Origin of the sequence: Nostoc edaphicum CCNP1411 (assembly GCF_014023275.1) — a bacterium.
Taxonomy (GTDB): domain Bacteria; phylum Cyanobacteriota; class Cyanobacteriia; order Cyanobacteriales; family Nostocaceae; genus Nostoc; species Nostoc edaphicum_A.
The window spans coordinates 5,008,562-5,029,214 of the sequence record NZ_CP054698.1; the positions used below are offsets into that span (position 1 = coordinate 5,008,562).

The 20,653-nt window shown below is 42.2% G+C and carries 16 protein-coding genes; 5 read left to right on the forward strand and 11 right to left on the reverse strand.

Features of this window, described 5'->3' with window-relative positions:
• Positions 1-207: 207 nt before the first annotated feature.
• The 4 genes from HUN01_RS23900 to HUN01_RS23915 form a co-directional block, all read right to left on the reverse strand.
• Positions 208-654, reverse strand: coding sequence for a hypothetical protein (locus HUN01_RS23900; RefSeq protein WP_181928268.1), 447 nt, complete (start codon positions 652-654; stop codon positions 208-210).
• Positions 655-940: 286 nt separating this feature from the next.
• On the reverse strand, positions 941-1,903 hold the full coding sequence (locus HUN01_RS23905) for an aldo/keto reductase (protein ID WP_181928269.1): 963 nt from the start codon (positions 1,901-1,903) through the stop codon (positions 941-943).
• Positions 1,904-2,229: 326 nt separating this feature from the next.
• A complete protein-coding gene (locus HUN01_RS23910) occupies positions 2,230-2,535 on the reverse strand; it encodes a small RNA NsiR4-regulated ssr1528 family protein (protein WP_100898458.1) in 306 nt (101 codons plus the stop codon).
• A gap of 164 nt (positions 2,536-2,699) precedes the next feature.
• The gene (locus tag HUN01_RS23915) at positions 2,700-3,170 is read right to left on the reverse strand and encodes a DUF4079 domain-containing protein (RefSeq protein ID WP_084227405.1); all 471 of its coding nucleotides are present in this window, start codon (positions 3,168-3,170) and stop codon (positions 2,700-2,702) included.
• A 298-nt stretch (positions 3,171-3,468) separates the two neighbouring features.
• On the opposite strand from HUN01_RS23915, the gene HUN01_RS23920 reads away from it, so the two are divergent.
• Positions 3,469-4,752, forward strand: a complete 1,284-nt coding sequence (locus tag HUN01_RS23920) for an ankyrin repeat domain-containing protein (RefSeq protein ID WP_181928270.1) — start codon at positions 3,469-3,471, stop codon at positions 4,750-4,752.
• 695 nt (positions 4,753-5,447) lie between these two features.
• Here the strand turns inward: HUN01_RS23920 and HUN01_RS23925 are convergent.
• From HUN01_RS23925 to HUN01_RS23955, 7 genes are all read right to left on the reverse strand, one after another.
• Entirely contained in the window at positions 5,448-6,839 is a 1,392-nt protein-coding gene (locus HUN01_RS23925) for a PP2C family protein-serine/threonine phosphatase (RefSeq protein WP_181928271.1), read from the reverse strand.
• Between the two features lie 1,309 nt (positions 6,840-8,148).
• A complete protein-coding gene (gene ftsY, locus HUN01_RS23930) occupies positions 8,149-9,786 on the reverse strand; it encodes a signal recognition particle-docking protein FtsY (RefSeq protein ID WP_181928272.1) in 1,638 nt (545 codons plus the stop codon).
• A gap of 252 nt (positions 9,787-10,038) precedes the next feature.
• Positions 10,039-10,680, reverse strand: coding sequence for a transcription antitermination factor NusB (gene nusB / locus HUN01_RS23935; protein ID WP_181928273.1), 642 nt, complete (start codon positions 10,678-10,680; stop codon positions 10,039-10,041).
• A gap of 122 nt (positions 10,681-10,802) precedes the next feature.
• On the reverse strand, positions 10,803-11,567 hold the full coding sequence (locus tag HUN01_RS23940) for a DUF502 domain-containing protein (RefSeq protein WP_181928274.1): 765 nt from the start codon (positions 11,565-11,567) through the stop codon (positions 10,803-10,805).
• 533 nt (positions 11,568-12,100) lie between these two features.
• A complete protein-coding gene (locus HUN01_RS23945) occupies positions 12,101-13,009 on the reverse strand; it encodes a glycosyltransferase family 2 protein (RefSeq protein WP_181928275.1) in 909 nt (302 codons plus the stop codon).
• Positions 13,010-13,098: 89 nt separating this feature from the next.
• Positions 13,099-13,941 (reverse strand): hormogonium polysaccharide biosynthesis protein HpsJ, encoded by an 843-nt coding sequence (gene hpsJ-B / locus HUN01_RS23950; protein WP_181928276.1) that lies wholly within the window; start codon positions 13,939-13,941, stop codon positions 13,099-13,101.
• A gap of 632 nt (positions 13,942-14,573) precedes the next feature.
• Complete coding sequence (locus HUN01_RS23955; protein ID WP_181928277.1) at positions 14,574-15,047, reverse strand: hypothetical protein; 474 nt, start codon at positions 15,045-15,047, stop codon at positions 14,574-14,576.
• A gap of 204 nt (positions 15,048-15,251) precedes the next feature.
• On the opposite strand from HUN01_RS23955, the gene hetZ reads away from it, so the two are divergent.
• The 4 genes from hetZ to HUN01_RS23975 all read left to right on the forward strand — a co-directional run bounded on the left by hetZ (position 15,252) and on the right by HUN01_RS23975 (position 20,557).
• Positions 15,252-16,457, forward strand: a complete 1,206-nt coding sequence (hetZ, locus tag HUN01_RS23960) for a heterocyst differentiation protein HetZ (RefSeq protein WP_181928278.1) — start codon at positions 15,252-15,254, stop codon at positions 16,455-16,457.
• Positions 16,450-17,427 (forward strand): PatU, encoded by a 978-nt coding sequence (locus HUN01_RS23965; protein WP_181928279.1) that lies wholly within the window; start codon positions 16,450-16,452, stop codon positions 17,425-17,427. The genes hetZ and HUN01_RS23965 overlap by 8 nt, the downstream gene beginning before the upstream one ends.
• A gap of 329 nt (positions 17,428-17,756) precedes the next feature.
• Positions 17,757-20,060, forward strand: a complete 2,304-nt coding sequence (locus tag HUN01_RS23970; protein WP_181928280.1) for a transglutaminase TgpA family protein — start codon at positions 17,757-17,759, stop codon at positions 20,058-20,060.
• A 92-nt stretch (positions 20,061-20,152) separates the two neighbouring features.
• Positions 20,153-20,557, forward strand: a complete 405-nt coding sequence (locus HUN01_RS23975) for a hypothetical protein (protein WP_181928281.1) — start codon at positions 20,153-20,155, stop codon at positions 20,555-20,557.
• The last annotated feature ends 96 nt before the right edge of the window (positions 20,558-20,653 follow it).

Sequence of the window (20,653 nt, forward strand, 5' to 3'; positions counted from 1 at the left end):
GTATTTATTTAGTAAATTAATATTCCTATGTCTCGCTAAGAGTCTCTGAGTGAAAATGAGTTTTTAAACACAATCCCCTCTCCTCTATTGGTGTTATTTACGTAACCTTATACTTTCCTAAATAACAAGATTTCCGATTTCTCTAAGAAATCGGAAATCTGAGGTTTTCGATTTTCACAAATCCAATAGGATTGCTATATCTATTCTCTATTGACCAAAAGCATCCTTGATGTTGTCAACAGTACGTTCAACAACATTCTTTGTGTCGTCTACTGCTTTTTTAGTCCGAGCAGCATCTTCGTCTGCTCTTTTCTGAATTGTAGCCGCATCTTTCTTGGCTTTGCGTTCAGCAAAACTACCATTGTCTGTTGCTTGGTCAACTTTATTGGCGTTGCTCTTGGCAGCTTGCTTAACTTTATCTGCCGTATCTTCGATGAAATTTTTGGTTCGTCCAGCATCTTTACTGGCTTTTTCTTGAGCGCGATCGCCTGCGTCTGACGATGCAATCAAGGTTGCAGCGGGATCAGCCATTGCTGAAGTGTTCGAGAAAAATGCACCTTGCCAAACGAAAGCGATCGCTAACATACAAAACAGTGTTGTAGCCATCCAGCGTTTTACGTTGGAAAGCTGTTTTGCAACATAATTTGATTTCATACAATACAATCTCATGTGATTTAGTATACTATTTTTACTTCATTTAGCTTATTAGCCATATCGATCCCTAGATAGAGGTTCTGGCGTCATTAGTTATTAAATGAATTCACTATTTTGATAGATTGAATTTTAAGCTTGGAAGATTTTTGACAAGTATTGGCGGATGGAATTCACTACTACAAAAGCAAAGTCCACCAGCATGGACTAATGCAAAATCAAGAATTTCAAACCCATGCAGGTGTGTTTTGCCTGTGTAGCAGCAACTTTTCGGCTGCCTGCTGAAACATCATGCTGGCATCAATTGCTGGATGCGCTGTGGCTCCTCTCCCAGCCAATCTGGATTTTGGGCAGTGCTGTCGAAAATTGATGAGGTTTTGAAAGGTTCAAACTCGCCACTTGATGCTACTTCTGCTGTTTTTGCTAAGAGCGATCGCACCTGCTCGTCGTTCATTGGCTGGAACGTCCGCACTGCTTCAAAGGCTTGCTCTAAAATCTCCATACTGTCAATTCCGGTAATCACAACCGATGTAGGCAGATTCAAAGCATAATGTAAACATTCAATTGGCGTTACAGTGTTTGATTTCAAAAGAATACCGTTTGCCAAGCTTTTCATCCCCAAAACACCAATGTTTTGTTTAACCAGTTCTGGTAGAACTAGTTTTGCAAAGCTCCGGTAGTGAGCATCCATAACATTGAGCGGCATCTGCACTGTATCAAATTTAAAGCCGTAAGTAGCTGCAACTTCCAGTGTATGCAGATGAATATGGGGATCTTTGTGCCCAGTAAAGCCTATATATCTGAGTTTGCCAGCTTCTCGCGCTTCAATTAAAGCAGCATTAGCCCCTTCTTTGTCAAAAATTCGATGGGGATCTTCGTATCGAATGATTTCATGGTGCTGCACCAGATCGATATAATCAACTTGCAGACGTTGAAGTGATTCGTCTAGCTGTCTTGCTGCTTCTTGCTTAGAGCGACCGTCGATTTTTGTCATTAGGAAGGCTTTGTCTCGATAGCGATCGCGCAGCGCTTTTCCCATGCGAATCTCACTGACTCCACCGTTGTAATCCCAACTGTTATCCATAAAGTTGATGCCACGATCAATGGCTGTTCTAACAATGCGGATAGCCAGTTGTTCATCAATGTGCTTCAAGCCGATGTGCCAACCACCCAATCCAATAGCAGAAACTTTTTCTCCCGTATTGCCGAGAACTCGGTATGGCATTTCTGAATTTGGCATACTTCCTGACATGTATTCTCCTTGTCTATCAGCTATTACTTAAGTACATATAGCTGTGCTAATTGAAACACAAGGAAAAGTTAACAATATCTTGCTGAAGAGACACTTTTCGATCCAATCAGGAAAATACTCAGGAAGCCAAAATACCGATGGCAATTTAGGATTTGTGAGGTAAAAAATTGAGATTATTGTAGAGACGGCGATTCATCGCGTCTCTTGCCTGTGATTCATTGCGTCTCTTGCCTTAACCGAACAGTATTGAGGGCACAGCATTGCTGTGCCCCTACAACATATTTGTTTCAAATAAATGAAAATTGTTGTAAAACATCAACCAACAATTATTTGCCACTATAGAAAAAGGCAATTTCTTTCTCTTTAAGGGGTGCGAAACCAGCATCTACAAGTAGTTGGTCGAGTTCTGCTTGGGGAATATGTTTTGCGCCAATTCGCACAATGCGCGATCGCATAGTATTAGATACACCACTACGCTGTCTATTGCCTTCTAGCGCCATGACTTTACCATAAAGTTCTAGCTTGGCAGGCGGAATGGGAGAACCATCAAAATCAATTCCCTGTGCGATCGCTTCATCAATAGCATCAGCACCTGTAGTGGTTTGATTCCCTGGGTTAGTTTCGGTAGGCATGGTGATTTTCTCCTCTTCGCTATGGATAAATTTTACCAGCCTTGCTGACACCAAAGCTGCCTACTCCTCTCTGCCTCTCCTGATAAACCGTGGTTCATTACTGTTTTAACGGGGCGATCGCCACTCGCCCCGTACTAGGCTTAATATGATTCCGACTTACTGAACTATGCTTTAGTGAGAATTCTTTGGACAATTTGCACTCCAGTCACAGCCTGCCAAGCAAAAAGTCCCAAAAGCGTGAAATTTATTAAAATGTGAGTTGCACGCGCCCAATTTGCTCCTTTTTGCATATAAGGAGACAAAGCAGCAGAAAATGCAATTAAACCTGTCATACCTAATCCTGCTAACAAGTGAGGCTGCACAAATAACTTACCGTTATTGATGTAAGTGACGGCCATCCCGCCGATCGCACCTGCCACCATCAAAGCTAGGAGTATAGACCCGATTTGGTAGTGTCTGACGTTATATCTACCTTTAATCAGTTCTTTCTTTTCTTCCCCCTGAGCATTTCTGGTACGCTGTAATTGCAGCCCCAAATAGGCGGCATAAATTGAGAGTACTAATAGCGCCCACATCAGCACCGGATGGAAGAAGTTCAGCCAATATTTTACCGATGCAGAAAGTTCCAGATTCATGGTGTTCTCGCCTAATTCTTAAATCTTCATAAAAATTAGCATAACTCTATTTTCTGTGCTTAAAGTTGCACAAATTAAAAGAGACTAAGAGATGAGGAGAGAAGACAAGAGTAAAGCCTCCCTTAGCCTTAATTTGCATCCAGTCAACAGATAGAATGCTTGCCAGGACTGCATTTCTTAATTTTTAATTTTTAATTTTCAATTTTTAATTGCATAACCCTCTTGCCAAAGTGGATAAACAATCTCAGACTAAATTTTGAGGGTAGACGAACAAAATCCCCTGTATGGGATCTCATCCATGACTGAAAATAACGATACTTTGCTGTTAAAAGCTGCTAAAAGCGGCGATATTAAAGGGTTGCGTGGGCTACTGACTGCTGGTGCAAGGGTGGACGCGTGCGATCGCCAAGGTACGACGGCGTTAATGTTTGCTGCCAATTTAGGCTACACAGAAATTGTGCGATCGCTGCTAGATGCTGGGGCAAATATCGACTTGCCCAGAAAACTCTATGGTTTGACAGCTTTGATGTTGGCGGCTAGTGCTAAACAGCTTGACATTGTGCAGCTTTTACTATCTAGAGGTGCTAATGTCAATGCCACAAATGAAGATGGCAGCACAGCTTTAATGGCAGCAGTCCTCAAAGGTTATATAGATGTAGTGCGAGTTTTATTAGCTGCTGGTGCAAAGGTCAATATCGCAGATCAAGATAATGATACTGCATTGAAAATCGCCGTTAAGCAGGGAAAAATAGAAGTTTTAGAAGCAATTCTCCAAACTGGTGTTGATGTCAACATCCAAGATGAGGAGGGTGAGACACTCTTAATGCTAGCGGCAGATTTAGGACATCTGGAAATTGTGGAAGCACTGCTAGCAGCGGGGGCTGATGTGAATGTGAAAAATCCTGATGGTGGAACTGCCCTATCGGCGGCCGCCGCCGCTGGACACAGTGCGATCGCAGCACCTTTACTGGATCGAGGTGCCGAAATTAATCTCCAAGACCAAGATGGTGAAACTGCCCTACATATTGCTGTTGTGGAAGGCTACATTGATGTCGTGCAAGTCTTACTTAACAGGAATGCAAATGTCCAAATTAGGAACCACCTAGGTGATACACCACTGCTTGTAGCAGCATTGCAAGGACATAGCCAAATTGTCCAGGCATTGCTGCATTCTGGCGGAGATATTAATGGGAAAAATCTTGGTGAATTACCTTTGACATTGGCTGCATCACAAGGACACACCCAAACAGTGAAAGTGTTGCTAGAGTATGGTGCTGATGCCAACATTGTAGGGGACGATGGCAAAACTGCTTTGATCAAGGCAACCGAACGCAAACACACAGAGATTATACATTTGCTGCTGGCAAAGGGAGCAGATGTAAATTTTCAAGACTCAGCGAGAGCAACATCATTGATGTGGGCTGCTTCAGCAGGTTATGGCGAAATTGTGCAGTTATTACTTCAAGCTGGGGCAGATATGAATTTGAAAAACCGGGGTGGTTATACTGCTTTGATGATTGCAGAATTTAATGGTTATAAGAATGTAGTGCGGAGTCTGCAAAAAGCTGGGGCACAAGAATAGCGATCTGAATTCTTCATCTAAAATATTTTCAGAAATATCTTGACAAATCATTAAATGAAGGTTATTTACTTAAATACCAAGGAAGTTTAAAACAACCAATTCTAGACCTAAGAAACAAAAAAAGCAAAACTCCGTCGTAGCTGTTGTGAACTTGCTACGGCGGAGAAAAGAAAAATTAAAACGCCAAGAGGGAGCAGGCTAAATGCTTGCGTCACGAGGATAGAAAGAAAGCAAAAATGAAGAAGTAAATTTACCTTTTACTTTTTACCCTGTACCTTTTACCTTTTACCTGCTCTCCCCCTTGGCGTTTCCTACTGTGCTAGATGTGCAAAATATATAGTTTTTGCTTGAGCAGAAAAGTATTCTAACGATCATTTTTTGTGTATTATCCAAAAGGCTGAATACAAACAATTTGCCAAAAAAGGTTGATATGCAACAATTTGGGCAATAGTTACGGAAAATCAAAGAAAAATAAATAAAAAATTAAATTTAGTAGAATTACTGTAGTGAATCCTCAGTCACCATAATCTTAAGCATTAGCTAATGACTGCACTTTTGGCTTCAAACAATTCTTCCTTTTTTTAAACTGGGTAATAACCCAGAACTGTCGTTATTGAGCTTGTCGTTGGCGCAGCCTGTCGTAGAGAAGGAAAGTATTTCATTCATAATTCTTTCCTCCTGCCTCCTGCCTTCTCTTATAAAATTTGCAGAACTACTAGTGTCATATCATCAGTGTTTTGCTTATCAGCACCAATGAATTGCTGAACTTGGTCAAATAGATAATCCACAATCTCCTGTGGCCCATTGCAGTACTTACAAGCAGTATTGAAGCTAGCGACAAAATTATCTTCATCGAAGCGATCGCCACCAGCGGCAGCAGCATCAGTCAAACCATCTGTATAGTAGATAATTGTATCTCCAGGTTCTAACTGTGCCTGGGCATCCTCATATTGGCTGTTAGCATCCAAACCGATTAGCATACCGAGAGTATCTAAACGGCTGACAGTTTTTGTAGCTGCGTGCCACCACAACGGAGGATTGTGTGCCGCATTGCTATAAGACAAAACTCGGTTATGGGGATTATATTCTGAATAAAATAGGGTTACAAAGCGGTGGGAATTTTCCAAATCCGCATACATAACTCTATTTAAATTTTGCAGAATTCCTGCTGGGGAATTACCATGTAACACTTCTCCCCGTAACATTCCCCGCATCATCGTCATAATCAGCCCAGCGGGTACACCCTTACCCATAACATCTCCAATAACCAAACCCCAGCGACTAGTTTCCGTGCCGCCTTTGGTCTTGGGCTGAATCTTATTGTGATTGGTAGCAATAAAGTCGTAGTAGTCTCCGCCAACGCGATTGGCAGGTTTACAGCGTGCCGCTAGGACTACACCAGGGATTGTGGGACATTGACGTGGCAAAAGCCGCCGTTGAATTTCTGCGCCAATTTCTAGTTCTTGGTCTAGGCGTTCTTTTTTTCTTAGTTCTACAGCTAGTTCATCGTTTTCGATCGCTACTGCTGTTTGGTCTGCCACTAACCTAACTAACTTTTGCCTAGTTTCTGTCCAACTATATTCTGGATCGCGGCTTAAGACATAGAGCCATCCCCGTTCTGTATGCTTCACCAGAATCGCCGTACCAAAGATTTGCACATCTGGCCCCAAATAGCGATGCATGTGGTCATCCAAAATCCCCGTGGCATTGGCTAGGGGCGCAGTATTGGGCAAAAGCGTGATTTGACTACTGGCTATTTCTAGCGCTTTGCGGATATTCTTGCGCTGACCACTATCTTGCCAATGTAACTGTTCTAACCTGACTTGACCATTAGGTTTATAGAGAAACAGGGCGCTGCCGTCTGCATCTGTCACTCTTGTTGCCATCAGCGGAATCAGTTCCAAAAACTGATTCAAATTATTGAAACTTCTTAGGGCAAATCCTAAAGAACTTAGCAAATCTTGAATTTTGTTCTGTTCCCGGTGCAACCTTGCCACGAGTTCTTTAAGTGCTACGACTGGTGTGACATCTGTCGCGGCACTACTATTGCTGTCAGTGGGTTGAGAGGGCAGTTGAGACACAGGCACAGGTACTATTGCACTTTATATTGGCAGATTAATTAGATTACTTATAAACTTTTTGGCTTTGGCATTGCTAAACCATATTTAGACAAGACTTGTCATTTTAGCAAGAGTATAAAGACGTAGCAGACAAATTTTATAAGTATTTTATTTGCTTATTGTATTTATGATGGAATATTAGCAATTCCAAATCATGTATTTTTAGTCCAAACCCAACCAGTAAAAATTACTAGTTTCGGTGATAGTTCATAAAGCTTTTCATTTTTTCATAACTTAATTTCCAAAGCATATCTCTAAAGTCATAAAAATACTTTTTTCAAAGAATAATTCAGAATAACTGCTTGGAAAGATGCAACTAGGAGACTATAAGTCTTCTGAGTCAAAACCTCTAGTAGTTCTCAAATCAAGCTTGGTTTGGTAAAAAAACGACTTACACTCATTCCCAAACCTGAGAATTATGTAAATAAGTCTTCAAATACTTAATTTGTATACCATAATTGCTGGGATAATTGCCAAAATCGAGTTTTTCCATTTTGATTTTCTCATTTTGCGAATTTTGAGTTGCTGAAGATGCAAAACTTCAACGCATTTAAACGGAATAAAAATGAGATAACCCAATCTTTTGATTCAACGGTAACAGACTTAAAATATTAGCCTGTAATTGATTTTAAGGTTAAGCCATTTGGTAAGTGTAGGATATGAATACAAAAGATGACACTAAATCTAAAAAAATCTCCTCCAATAACTTTAAGTCAAAAACCAGAAAGAGTGTTCTTGTTTAACCATGAGAATTCAAACCTCTCAATTTACTAAAAAGATTTGTAGATACTTTAGCAAGTAGCAGATGAGAATACACCTGAGAGTGTTGAACCAGCTTACTTACACCAATTCTCTTTTTGAGTCCACAGTGAACGATTCTCCGAAATTCTAATGTTCAGAAACCGTCCTTCTTGAGAGATAGGCGTTGGGCAAACAGATGAGGCTCGTAACTCTACTCTTGAGTAAGCTAGATGCAGCCTGCCGTATTACTTCTCCGTAGGAGTACAAGAGCCATAGCTAGCAACAGTAACCGAGGGAGGAGAACCCTCCCGCAGTGTCGCAACTAAATGCCCGTGCTGCTACATTTAAAAAGCCCATTCAGGGCATGGAAAAAGGGCATTAGCTTGAAATTTTAGCAAAAGTCACCCATTTGTTGTAAAAAACTCATGGTTTTAGGACTTCAACTGTTTCTAGTTAGTTCAAGTGATAATACCAGATCAGTTATCCCTAAATTTATCAATTTGTCAAGAAAAATTTTTAACTTCAAATTTTTCAACTAGCCACTCAAGAGGGCTTCGACAAACTCATAGCTCGAAAAGGGACGCAGGTCTTCAATTCCTTCGCCAGCACCAATAAAGCGAATGGGTAAACCTAGCTGCTGCACAACTGCAAGGGCAACGCCGCCTTTAGCAGTTCCATCCAGCTTGGTTAAGACAACGCCACTCAGTTGAGCAGCTTGGGAGAAAACTTCGGCTTGCCGTAGTCCATTTTGCCCTAAAGTGGCATCTAGAACCAAAAGAGATTCTACTTTGGCATTTGGGGCTTTTTTGTCGATAATTCGCCGAATTTTGCCGAGTTCGTCCATTAAATTTTTCTTGTTTTGCAGTCGCCCCGCTGTATCTACCAGAAGTAATTCCGTTTGACGCGCTTGGGCGGCTGCGATCGCATCAAAGACAACTGCTGCCGGATCTGTATTCTTTCCCGGATTGGCAATTACATCGACGCCACTTCTACTACCCCAAACCTTCACCTGTTCTACAGCAGCGGCGCGGAAGGTGTCTGCCGCCCCAATCAAGCATTTATAACCAGATTTTTGTCCCAGATGGGCAATTTTGCCGATGGTAGTGGTTTTGCCGGCACCATTCACCCCAGTGATTAACCAAATATTTAAGGTTTCTTTTTCTGGGGTAAAGCTAGTTTTGTGGGATGTTTTGCTCGGTGCATCCAGCATATCCCGCAGGATTTTTTTCAAGTAAGCGATCGCTTCTTCAGGTGCGGTAACTTCTTCTCGAAGTTTTGTCTGTAGGGCATTGATAATAAAGTCTGTCGCCTCTACACCCACATCAGCTTGCAGGAGCAATGCCTCAATTTCCGTCACAGCAGCCTGGTTAAGAGGCCCTTGACCGACGATCGCCTTCAGTTGGTTAAGAATACTACGACGAGTTTTGTCTAACCCTTGCCGGAGTTTTTTCAGCCAGGTAATTTCTTCAATAGAAACGTCTTCTGGATTTCTACCTTGAGCTGCTAAAACTTTCGCCGACCAGACAAACCCATCATCAAATAGCAGTCCGGGAATTTCCTCTCCTGTTTCTGAGGTTGTAGCTACTGGCTGTACTACCTCCGGTTCTGGAACTTCAATGGCGGTGGCTATTAGTTGTTCCAGCTTGGCTTGCCGTTCTGCCGCCGCCCTTTCTAAGAAGGATGGTGCTGTTGGCTGTGTTGCCTCTACTGTCGCTATTGGTTCGGTGGGTGTTGGTTCAACTTCACTTAGCGTTACTTCTGGGCTGGCGACATTTGGCTGATCAGTAATTGCCGCGACTGAGGAATCTTCTGTAATTGCTTTCTCAGTAGCAGCTGGGATAACTTCTGGCTGTGCTGTTTCTGCGGTTGTATTAACAGGTTCCTCAGTTGCTTCTGGCTCGGTAATTTCTGGGGTTTCAGGTTGTACTGATGGTGCTGAGGTATCTGCTGAATCAGGCGGGGTTTCTACTACCTCAGCTTGTTGTTTTTGCTGAATATTTTTGTAGGCAGCTTTAGCAAACGCCAACAAATCTGCCGTCGAATCTGGTGCAGTTTCAGCAGTTGGTGTTGACGTTTCGGCTGGCTCTGCTTGGGGTTCTTGTACAGGAGGAGTTTTTTCCTGTTTCTGATCAGAGGAATCGTTATGTTGACGACGGAACCAATTAAATACCATTGCAGCAGTATTAGTTATATGAGCTATAAGTTATAAGTTATGAGTTTAATTTAACTTTGCACTTTTTCTTGGGGTGAAAACTTCCGGGTTATCCTCACCTTTGAGCGCCAGTTTCCGGAAAATCGTTACAACAGAAGTTTCCCTGCGTTCACGCAGCGTCTCGAAGGGAGAAATTCCGCTCGGAGGAAGCCGCAGAAGCGGCTACAAATTTTTCTCCATAGCAGTATAAAAATTACGAATTACGCAGTGGTACTATGCTGTTTTTTTCTGTTCAGTGACTCGGCGCAAAACACCGTTAATAAATCGATGCCCATCATCTCCACTGTAGCGTTTAGCTAGTTCCACAGCTTCGTTGATGGCGATACTGTCTGGAACTCCTAAGAACTTCATTTCTGCAACGGCGATTTGCAAGATGTCGCGGTCAATTTGGGCGAGGCGAGTTACTTGCCAATCTACTAAGGCAGCAGAAATGAGTTCATCTATAATATGTCGATTTTCGTGGACGGTAATCACAAGCTCTTTAGCGTAATTCCGAACTCCCTTGTCCTGATTAGCTAACTGAATCAATACTGGGAACTCAACTGCCGTACCTAACTGATTGATTGCTGTCTGGGTGCAGGCGATCGCTTCTTGAAGCATTGTTCTGGCAGAATTAAGGTCGGAAGCCCGAGTTTGGCTACTTAAAAGGCGATCGTTACTGCGTTGGAGTTCCCCTGCGGCATTATCGAGGGTATCTTGCACTTCTGTAGTCAGAGTGCGTACTGCTCCTAGCACCAACTTGGATACTAGTTGATCGTCTTCCAATTTATCTAATTTTTTTGGGTTGACTGGCAATTGGCTAAGGCTTAAAAGCGCCAATTCACGAGCAATTTGTTGGGGTTTACGAGGTTGCATAAAAGTGATTGGTGATTGTGCGAGAACTGATTAACTTGGCTGGACAAACTTACAAGTCTATCAATTTTGGCACAGTCAAACAACAACATTACGGATTTGCTTGTGACTTTGCCAGATTGATTTTAAGTTTCTTCAACGGGAATAGCTTGCTGCTTGATTTCGTTGTGTTTCACCTCCAAGGTTGACTCTTTGGGGAAAACCAAGGGTGTATTAGGGGCGACAATGCCACCTGATACAACTATTTTAAAGGCGTCTTCAATGGACATGGAGAGGTTCACCACCTCGTCTTCAGGAACGACTGCATACCATCCAGTAGTAGGATTAGGAGTGGTGGGGATAAAAACACTTAGCACGGGGCGAGGCATCTGAGCTTGGATATCACTGCTAATTGCACCAGTGACAAAGGCGATCGCCCAAATTCCTCGGCGGGGATACTCTATCAAAATTACCCGGCGAAACTTGCCATTAGAATCTTTTAGTATTGTTTCTAAAAGCTGTTTGAGAGTTTTGTATACCTGTCCAGCTAAGGGAATTGCCTGTAAAAACCGCTCACCAAAATCTAGTAACCACCGCCCAGCAATATTCCGAGCCATCAAGCCCATTAGGAGGATACACAGTAGTGGTACAGCTAATCCTACTAACAAATTCAGTAGATTTACTAAAAGTGGATTTAACCCATCAAAGGGATTTAGTTGTTTGGGAATTTGGGTGAGGAAGTTGATTACCCAAGTAGCAATGGTAATTGTCAGCCAGATAGTGGTTGCTAGGGGAATTACTACCAACAAACCAGCAATCAGGTCGTTTTTTAAGTCCTGTTTTAGGCGATCGATTACCAAGCTCAGATTCTCCTGTTTTAAGCTAGAGGAACTTTTGTTATTGGTATCCATACCAGCAGATTTGTCAAATTCCGAAGACTTTAACTTTAGGCAGTTGTTGCCACAAGTAACTGTCCAAAAGGCTAGCAAGTTGTTGCTGCCGCAAAAACACGCACTTGTTGCTGTAAACCAGCTATTTTCCTATAAGCATACACATAGACCTTAACCAATACGATGGCGACTGGTTATTTTCAGAGGATGTTACTTTTCTTTGCAAGACTTGTAAATGATTGTTGCAAGTCCTGAGATATTACTAATCTACCGCGCTCAACCAAAAGCTGCTCATGATTGTGAAAGTACTATAGAGTAACCTAAAGAATTATTTTCTCTGGTCATTCACTCACCTTTGAGCAGGAGGGGCTTTTATGAAAATGTTCTGTTAAAAATATTAATTTATAATGGTCGTATTTTTTTAGATGTAAAAGGCGGTAGGGGCGCACAGTTAACTATGCGCCCCTACTTCTGAATTATGATTTTGCGATCGCATACTCGCCTGATCGCTGCTTGTTTATTTCTCTAGGAATCCTTCTAATCTCTAATCCTCTTTACGCCGCATCAGCCTGTGTAGTTTCAGAATCTACGCACTGCAACTGTTCTGTACTCTCTTGTACCAGAATTGTTGTTGTATCTAAATTAGGTTTTGGTAGATACTTCATTTCCCAGACTTTGAGCAAAATTAGATATTCGTAGAATGCCTGCAATGTACACCAAGCGATTCCGGCGCGTCCATCTAAACAGCCGCCTAAGATAAAATACATATATACAAACCGTAGCAACGGTCTAGCGGGTAAACGTAAAGACAAATCTTTTAGGGCGCGGCGTTTTTCGACTTCCGATTTACCAAAGAATAAATCTTGCCAGTTAACCTTTCCCTGTTCTAGTTGATACAATGTTTCTTGAGCTTCATCTGTAGAATAACGGTTGTGCTTGTCAATCCAACGGCTCAAACCTTTGCTGCAAGTGTAGTGTGGGTATGTTTCTTTTAAAAAGCTAGTTGCACCGTCACAAACTTCCCGCTCAGTATGACCGTAGTCTGTAAACCACACTTTCCCGTGGCGGAAGAGTCGCATTTGGTAACGGGGATACTGTGTGCTGTAGCGAATCCAATGATTCATGAACATGACACGTTCAGCCACGTAGTAACCGATGTAGTCTGGATTCTGACTTGCCTTTTCACATTCTGCAAACAGTTCTGGTGTCATACGCTCGTCAGCTTCGAGAATGTAAACCCATTGGTGCTTTGGGGGGATAGACTCTAACATCCAGGTGCGTTGGCGTCCGTGGCTTTCAAAAGCGTGTTGAACGACGCGGATAGGATAGCGACCAGCAATTTCCACAGTGCGATCGCTACTGCATGAGTCTACAACAATGATGTCATCCGATAGCATCGCCGATTCGATACAAGCAGCAATATCTAACTCTTCGTTATATGTCAGTATGTAAATTGAGAACATTACCAAGTTTTATAGTTAAAAGTTAAAAGTTAGGAGTTAGGAGTTAGGAGTTAGAAGTTATTCTTCCTTACTCCCCACTCCTGAAAGGATTAGCGTGCAGTAGCTCTAGGTTTACCACCTTGTACAGCACCCCTACCTCTTAAGCCTGTCCAGCCGATGATAATGTAACCAATAGACAACAGCAAACTGCTAATCCCAATCCGCAGTCCAGACTTCCAAGCAGTATCTTTAGCTTGTTGCAGTGCTTCGTCTCTGCGCTGGCGAACTTGGCTCAATTGTTGAGTTTGGAGCGTTTGAATATCTGTTTGTTGCTCGATAGCTTTCTCAAGTACTTGGGGATCTGTTTTAGCCTTCTTCAGTAACTCTTTGATGTTTGCGGGAATTTGAGCGCTTTCAAGTGCTTGCTTATATCTCTGCTCATCTTTGAGGATTTCACTAAACTGAGCTTTGGTTTGGTTTCGCAGCTGCTCTAGTTGAGCTTTTCCTTGCTCAGTATTCAGTTGTGCTTGCAATTGCGATAATCGAGTGTTCAGTTGAGTTTCTGCCTGATCTGCTTCTTGGGTGATTCGGTTGAGTGTTTGAGTCTTAGCTTGATTGACGTTATTGAGGTGCAGGGGAAAAATCAGCAAGAACATCAACCCTAAAATACTTGAGATGATCAGAGCGGGCAATCTTAAATCGATACCTTGGGGGCGATCGCTTCCGGCATCAGCACTATCAAACCAATACCCTGCAAACAAAAGCCCCAGTCCTACCAGAGGAACAATTCCCCGATCAACTAGCGCTGTTGCCAAATTGATTTGCCATACTCGATCAGTCGGTTGAAAAGGTAACAATAGAATCAAAAAGTCAACGAAAAAGGACAAAATGCAGATTATTCCAACTACCTTAACTGTGAGGGCAGTACTCACGGAAGTAAAACGGTTAACCATAGTTTTTCAAACTGGCGGTGAATACGAGTGATTTTCATATTTCAAGCTACTTAAATATTGTGCCCATGACCATGACTGTTGTGTAGAAACACAAAGCAGATTCAATACTGGTAAAGGCTATCTGCCTCTTGGTTTTCAACTAGGCCACAGTAACATTTGTTATGTACAGTGTCTTCAGGAAATTCCTGGTATATTAAAATACTAACTTAATACAGGGCTGAAGGAAAAAACTTATTAATTACTCGAATTACCATATATAGCAGTTCTCAATCGGTCGTCTAACTTCACACCATTAATAAAATAGTCCCAACGAACGTTTAACTACATAAAAAGCAAGATTCAATTCTCCATCTTCGTCATAAATCAGCCACGACTTAGGGAGGTAATATTTGTGGGTCGAGGACATTTCACGAATAAACTCTGGTTTACTGGAAAACTAAAACTAAAAAATGTTCACTGATAACTGTTTATTAACCAATTTTAGGTTTCACCAAGGTTGAGCCAGCAACATGGTGTAAGGGAAAGAAAAAAAATTCTTTTCTTCTCAACTTAGAAAACTTTTCTCAATGAATTTTAGATTTAAAAATTTGGATGTGGGATTGTATTTAAAAAATCTCACATCCAAATTTTTTCTATGCAATATCAGGGGGTATCTGTTTTGGCGATCGCTGTTGTCGCAACTGTTGTTGCATGAGTTTTTCTAGTTCAGAACGCCGAACTTCAACGGTATGAGTGGTCTTACCCGGCGTCTCCAAAAAAACGATACTCTCTACGGGTTCTAATGCCACCAATTGAAACAAAATATGGGTGACGGGAACAATTTTAGCTAGCATTTGAGGGTCAAGCCCAGCAGGGGAAATTAGAGAGACATCCTGTATGGTAGGGAAAGCGTAAATCACACGCTTTTCCAATCCTGGATTAGCACGATTGCTCAATGTAGTTAAAACCCAGCTTGACTCCGAATTTTGGAGAATATAGTACTGGGAGTAGCGTAATTTTTGAGCGATCGCTCTAAGAGCAGGAGCAATTGCTGCAATCAGATTTGGTGTTATACCATCGCGGGGTGCATTGTCAATCAGCAATTGAATTTGTGCTTCTAAATCCATAATGACTTGTATACGGCTCCTGGGTAATGGCAATAACATCTATCAAAGTGTGAACAATCCCATCAAAGTTGGGAATAATAAAATCAGCCACATCCTCAATGTCGGATTGGTCTGCGTTTAGCTTATACGTAAAACTCAAAAAGCCAATACCCACAGTCGTACAGGTTGTATTTAAATACTTAGGGTCTTTTGAAAACCGAGACTATGAATTCAGCCGCAACCGCAACTATTCCATCTGCAACTATTCTGGGAGACAATTCTAAAGGCGTGGAGGTGATCTTTCAACTCCTGTCCAAGGAGTTTCAGCAGTCAACTAAAGCTTCGGAAAAAAATTGCCACGATGTCGCAACACGTATTACTACCGAAGTCTACCGGATTTGTCATGAAAGCAAACGTATTCAAGCTTCTGGGTCTGTAGAAAGCTCGGCAATGACTCTGGCTCGGCATCGGCTGCAACAATGTCTCAGATACTATCAGTTGGGTTCAAATCGGGGCAGGGTAGAATTACACAGTACTCTGAGTGCAATTATTTATCGATACATTAATCCGCCTCAGAGACAATTGAGCTATCAAGGGCGGCTGACCATAATTGAAGATTTTCTCCAGAGTTTTTATCTGGAAGCGTTGAATGCTTTCCGGCGAGAAAATCAACTCGGTGCTACTTATCGCCCTCAGACACTCTTGGAATTGTCCGAGTATATGGCATTTACCGAGCGCTACGGCAAGCGACGCATTCCTTTACCAGGCCGTCAGCAGCAGCTAATTATCCTCCGGGCACAAACTTTTTCCCAACAGCAGCCCCCGGAAACTAGTGTAGATATAGAACAAGCCGCAGAAGGTAGCAATAATGAAGGTGATGGTTCTTGGGAAGAACCAGCAGTGCATCAATTGCGCTCCACAATGGCGACGCAAGCTGAACCCGAACCCGAAGAAGACACCTTGCGCTCCGTTGTCGTTACGGAATTAATGAATTATCTCGAACAACGGCAACAATCTGACTGTGCTGATTACTTTTCCCTCCGCCTCCAGGATTTATCAGCACAGGAAATTGAGTCGATTTTAGGTTTAACTCCTCGTCAGAGAGATTATTTGCAGCAGCGCTTTAAGTATCATTTGATTCGGTTTGCCTTGTTACACCGTTGGGAATTAGTTCACGAGTGGCTGGAAGCTTCTTTACACACCAATTTGGGCTTAACTCCCCAGCAATGGCAAGTATATACAGCACAGCTGGACAATAAGCAACGGTCTTTATTAGAGTTGAAGCAACAAGGACAAGCTGATGAAAAAATAGCAAAAACTTTAGGGCTGTCAATGGCACAACTTCAAAAGCGATGGTTTAAGATTCTTGAGCAAGCTTGGGAAATTCGTAACTCATTAGTTTCCGGATCAGGTGCATCTACTCATGAATAGTGACTCAGAATCCTTACAACACCAGTGTCTCGGTTGGTTATTGACAGATGATGTCAAAAATAACGAGCAATCGGTAGAATGTGAGGAAAATGACGGGGTAAAAAACCTCCTCAAAGAAGCCACTGCTTCAAAAAGCAGTGAGCCAAAATTGGGAGGAACACCCCAGGCCTTTCAATTGGGAGAAATTCCTACTGTGCAAGATCGTTTTCAAGCCGTCCTTAAGCATCGGTTACAAATCCAAGCCCAAGACCACCCACCGTTGTTTCCTTGGGAAACACAATTAATCGAATATCCTGATTTTGTTGATGAGCCTTCAATGACACTCGTTCCTACGTGGGGATGGATGGTACAACAGTCAAAGTTGAACTTACCGACTCGCTTACCGGAAAGAGTTTTCCAACAATTGCTAGAACAGTGTCAGGCTTTGGTGACATCTTCAGTGCCGTTGGGGGCAAAATTAGTTCAAGTGGTGGAGAACTTTTTTCCCAACGAGTCTCAAGCACTAAATGACATAGCTGGATTGGTGCTAAGAAGCACCTATCGCTCTGTAAATACTCTGGAGACAATGCCCACTATTCAGAGCGATTACTCAGATTTACAACCGCGTCAACAGATGGCTTTGTCGTTGCTAGCAGCTAAACAACTGCTGGAAAATCTGACTCTACCACTTTCAGCAACCAGTCCAGTGGTAGAAAGAGAATGGCTAACCAGTGTTGGTACTTTGAACATCAGAGTAGAGTATCAGTCTCTAGGTAAACTTACGAAGTTACTTGTTCAAGCCGAGTTACCAGTTAAAGGAACTTTAACGCTGCGAGGAAGTGGCACATTAGCAATGGCAACATCTTCAACTTCAGAATACTTAAGTGTAGAGTTAAGCTGCGAACAACTTAACCCAACTTATACCCTAGAAGTTGAGTTTCCAGAAATAGATCAACAGCCATTGTTGTTCGTCATTAATCCCGCGATTTAGTTTAAATTACCACCGCTAGCACACTACGTCGCCCAACGCCGACATATATTAAGAGGATTTTCCTAGTTTTGAAGCTCATCCTATTTTTCAACAAGCGGTCATTAGGGTGTCTACGAGAAGCAGTTATTACAAAGACACAAGGACACGGAGAAATTTGATCATTTCTCCGTGTCTCCACGTCTCTCTCTCCGTATCTTCTTGCTTCGCCGATCTCCCCCTATCTATCATTTTTTTGACACAGTAGTAGGTGGCTAATGACGTCCCCCGCATTGTGTCTGTCGCATCTACATAATTGCTTCCATTAGACTCAAATGTTTAACTTATCCAGGATGAATCGGTTTTGGCGTCTCCCTGTAGGTAATTTCTGGCCGCAAAATCCGCAGGGGTCGCATTTGATAGAAGTAGAAGATTCAATTTCCTTGCGGGTGCTAGTGCTAGCGTTGGTTATTTTGGGAATTGTGGCGACGGATATCGCAGCTGAGACTTCATTTAGTTTTTGGGCGTTACCCCTAAGTGTAGTAGGCGCGATTTGGAGTTACTATCGTCGCTGCGATCGCAATGTTGCAGTTAAGTTCTGCATCGCCATCGGAATGTTAGTAGCACTGGGTGCTTTTTTTGGGCGATTAGTGGGGGAGTTAAATGATACGCGGTTGAGTTTGGCAGAGTTATTAATTCAACTCCAGGTGTTGCATAGCTTTGATACACCCCGCCGCAAAAATTTGGGCTATTCAATTGTTATAGGACTGATTTTATTGGGTGTGGCAGCAACGCTAAGTCAGACTTTAGCATTTGCACCTGTGTTGCTGTTGTTTTTAGCGATCGCTTTACCAACTTTAGTATTAGATTACCGCTCACGCTTGGGTTTGCAACCATTAAAAACTCAAAAGGAAAAATTCAATAAGAATAATTCCTCAACTCTTAATTTTAAATTTTTAATTCTGAATTTTTTGCTAATTGTCGGTCTGGGACTGGCAATTTTTGCTGTTTTACCCAGATTCCCTGGCTATCAATTACGGAATTTTCCTGTAAGTTCTGCTATTCAAGTAAAAGGTAATTTTACAGGACGTAGTATCATTAATCCCGGTTATGTCCGCGAAGGCAATGGTAATGGTCAAGGCGGTGGTAGCGGTGGTACGAGGCAAAACCAAGCTGGTCAACCAGGAAAAGTAGATAATAACTTTTATTACGGTTTTAATAGCCAAATTAATCAAAACCTGCGTGGCGAGATGAAACCTAAAGTTGTGATGCGGGTGCGATCGCAAGCTGAGGGTTTTTGGCGGGTGCTAGGATTTGACCGTTATACAGGTAAGGGATGGGAAGTTTCTCGGAATGAAGATGTTACGACTATCAGGCGATCGCCTTGGTCTTACCAAATTTTTCTTCCCCCACCTCTGATTAATACTAAAACCCAGGAGATAGTACAAACTTATACAGTAGTAGCGGATTTGCCTAATCTAATTCCAACGATGGCTTATCCCAAAGAGATTTACTTTCCCACACCGATGATCGCAGTTGATAAAGAAGACGGATTGCGATCGCCTGTGGAATTATCAGAAGGACTCACCTACACTGTAATTTCCGAAGTACCATACCGCGATCGCACTTTATTAGGTCAAGCTTCTACAAAATACCCGCAACAGATTAAGAAGCATTATCTGCAAATTCCTCCCGAAATTTCGGAAAAAGTCCGTCAACGCACCGAAGAAATCCTCGCCAACTACAATCGTGAACGAGTCGCAAAGTCTTCTAAAAGCCTAGATTCACCCTATGAAAAGGCTCTCTACTTAGCTCAATACCTAAAGCAAAACTACTCTGTTCCCCAAAATCCCTTAGAACTGCCTTATTTAAGTGAAAAAGAAGACTTGGTAGAGGCTTTTTTGTTCAAGTATAAAGGAGGATATCCAGACCACTTTTCGACAGTTCTCACGGTGATGCTGCGCTCCATTGGCATTCCAGCACGATTAGTAGCGGGGTTTAGTCCTGGACAGTTTAATCCATTTACAGGGCTGTATATTGTCCGTAATACTGACGCTTATGCGATGACGGAAGTGTATTTTCCTAAATATGGTTGGTTTGCCTTTGACCCCATTCCCAATCATCCCCTGATTCCCCCATCTATTGAAGACACTCAGACTTTTAGTGTCTTGCGCCAATTGTGGAATTGGGTTGCTGGATGGTTGCCTTCTCCGGTGACAGGTTTTTTGAATAATGTATTTGAGACAATATTTAGGTGGGTGATTAGAGCGATCGCTTGGTTTATCGCTTTATTTTCTCAAGGTTGGTTTGGCGTATTGACTGGCTTAATTGTGGGTACTACAACGGCTTTTTTCGCTTGGCTGGGTTGGGGTCAGTGGCGACAGTGGCGCAATCGTCGATGGTTAAAGAAATTGCCAGCAATGGAAAGCCTGTATCAACAAATGCTGCAATGGACAACCCAAAAAGGTTTGGGTAAGCATCCAGCACAAACACCTTTAGAGTATGCCAGAGTCTCATACCAGCATCACGCCCCTGCAACTGCTGAGGTAATAGATGAGATTAGCCAAGCCTATGTTGGCTGGCGTTATGGTGATCATACGCCTAACTTGAAGCGACTGCGAGAAAGATGGCAAGGTTTGAAAAAGACTGCTAAGTAATTTAAATCCTAGCAGAGCGCTAAATTTTCAGGTTATCTCTTTTAAGAGAATATCCACTTATTGAGACAGACCCAATTAGACAAATAATTTAGATGCCAAAGAAGAAGTTTGAAGATATTCCCTTTTCTCCTTTAGTCAGCATTGATACGGATACTCCAATTTCTATAGATCAAGTTTCAAACATTTTGAGGGAGCGACAAAAGGGAGCTAGTATCTGCATTCGTAGTACAGAGGGACACACTAACCGAGGCGGGTACTTCTTTCATGTCCTGCCTAAAGACAGTGATTTAAGCAAATGCGAGTTATACAACTTTGAGAAAACGTTAGTTGCTACATTACCTGTCGAACAGATAACCCTCTTTATAAATCATTGTTCAGGCTTGGAGTTCAACGAATGGGTATTTCAATTCTGCCAATCAGTTATTAATTTCCGGCTTGATCCAGATGAACCTGAATCTGCTGAACTTGAATCTACGGAGTTTGATTCCCTTGAATAAGTCGCTTTGGTTTTTTTCCTGTTCGCTTTAATGTCAATTTTCCTTTTTTATACTCAAATTCTCTCCAAGCATATTTATCTGTAAGTAAGTAAACTT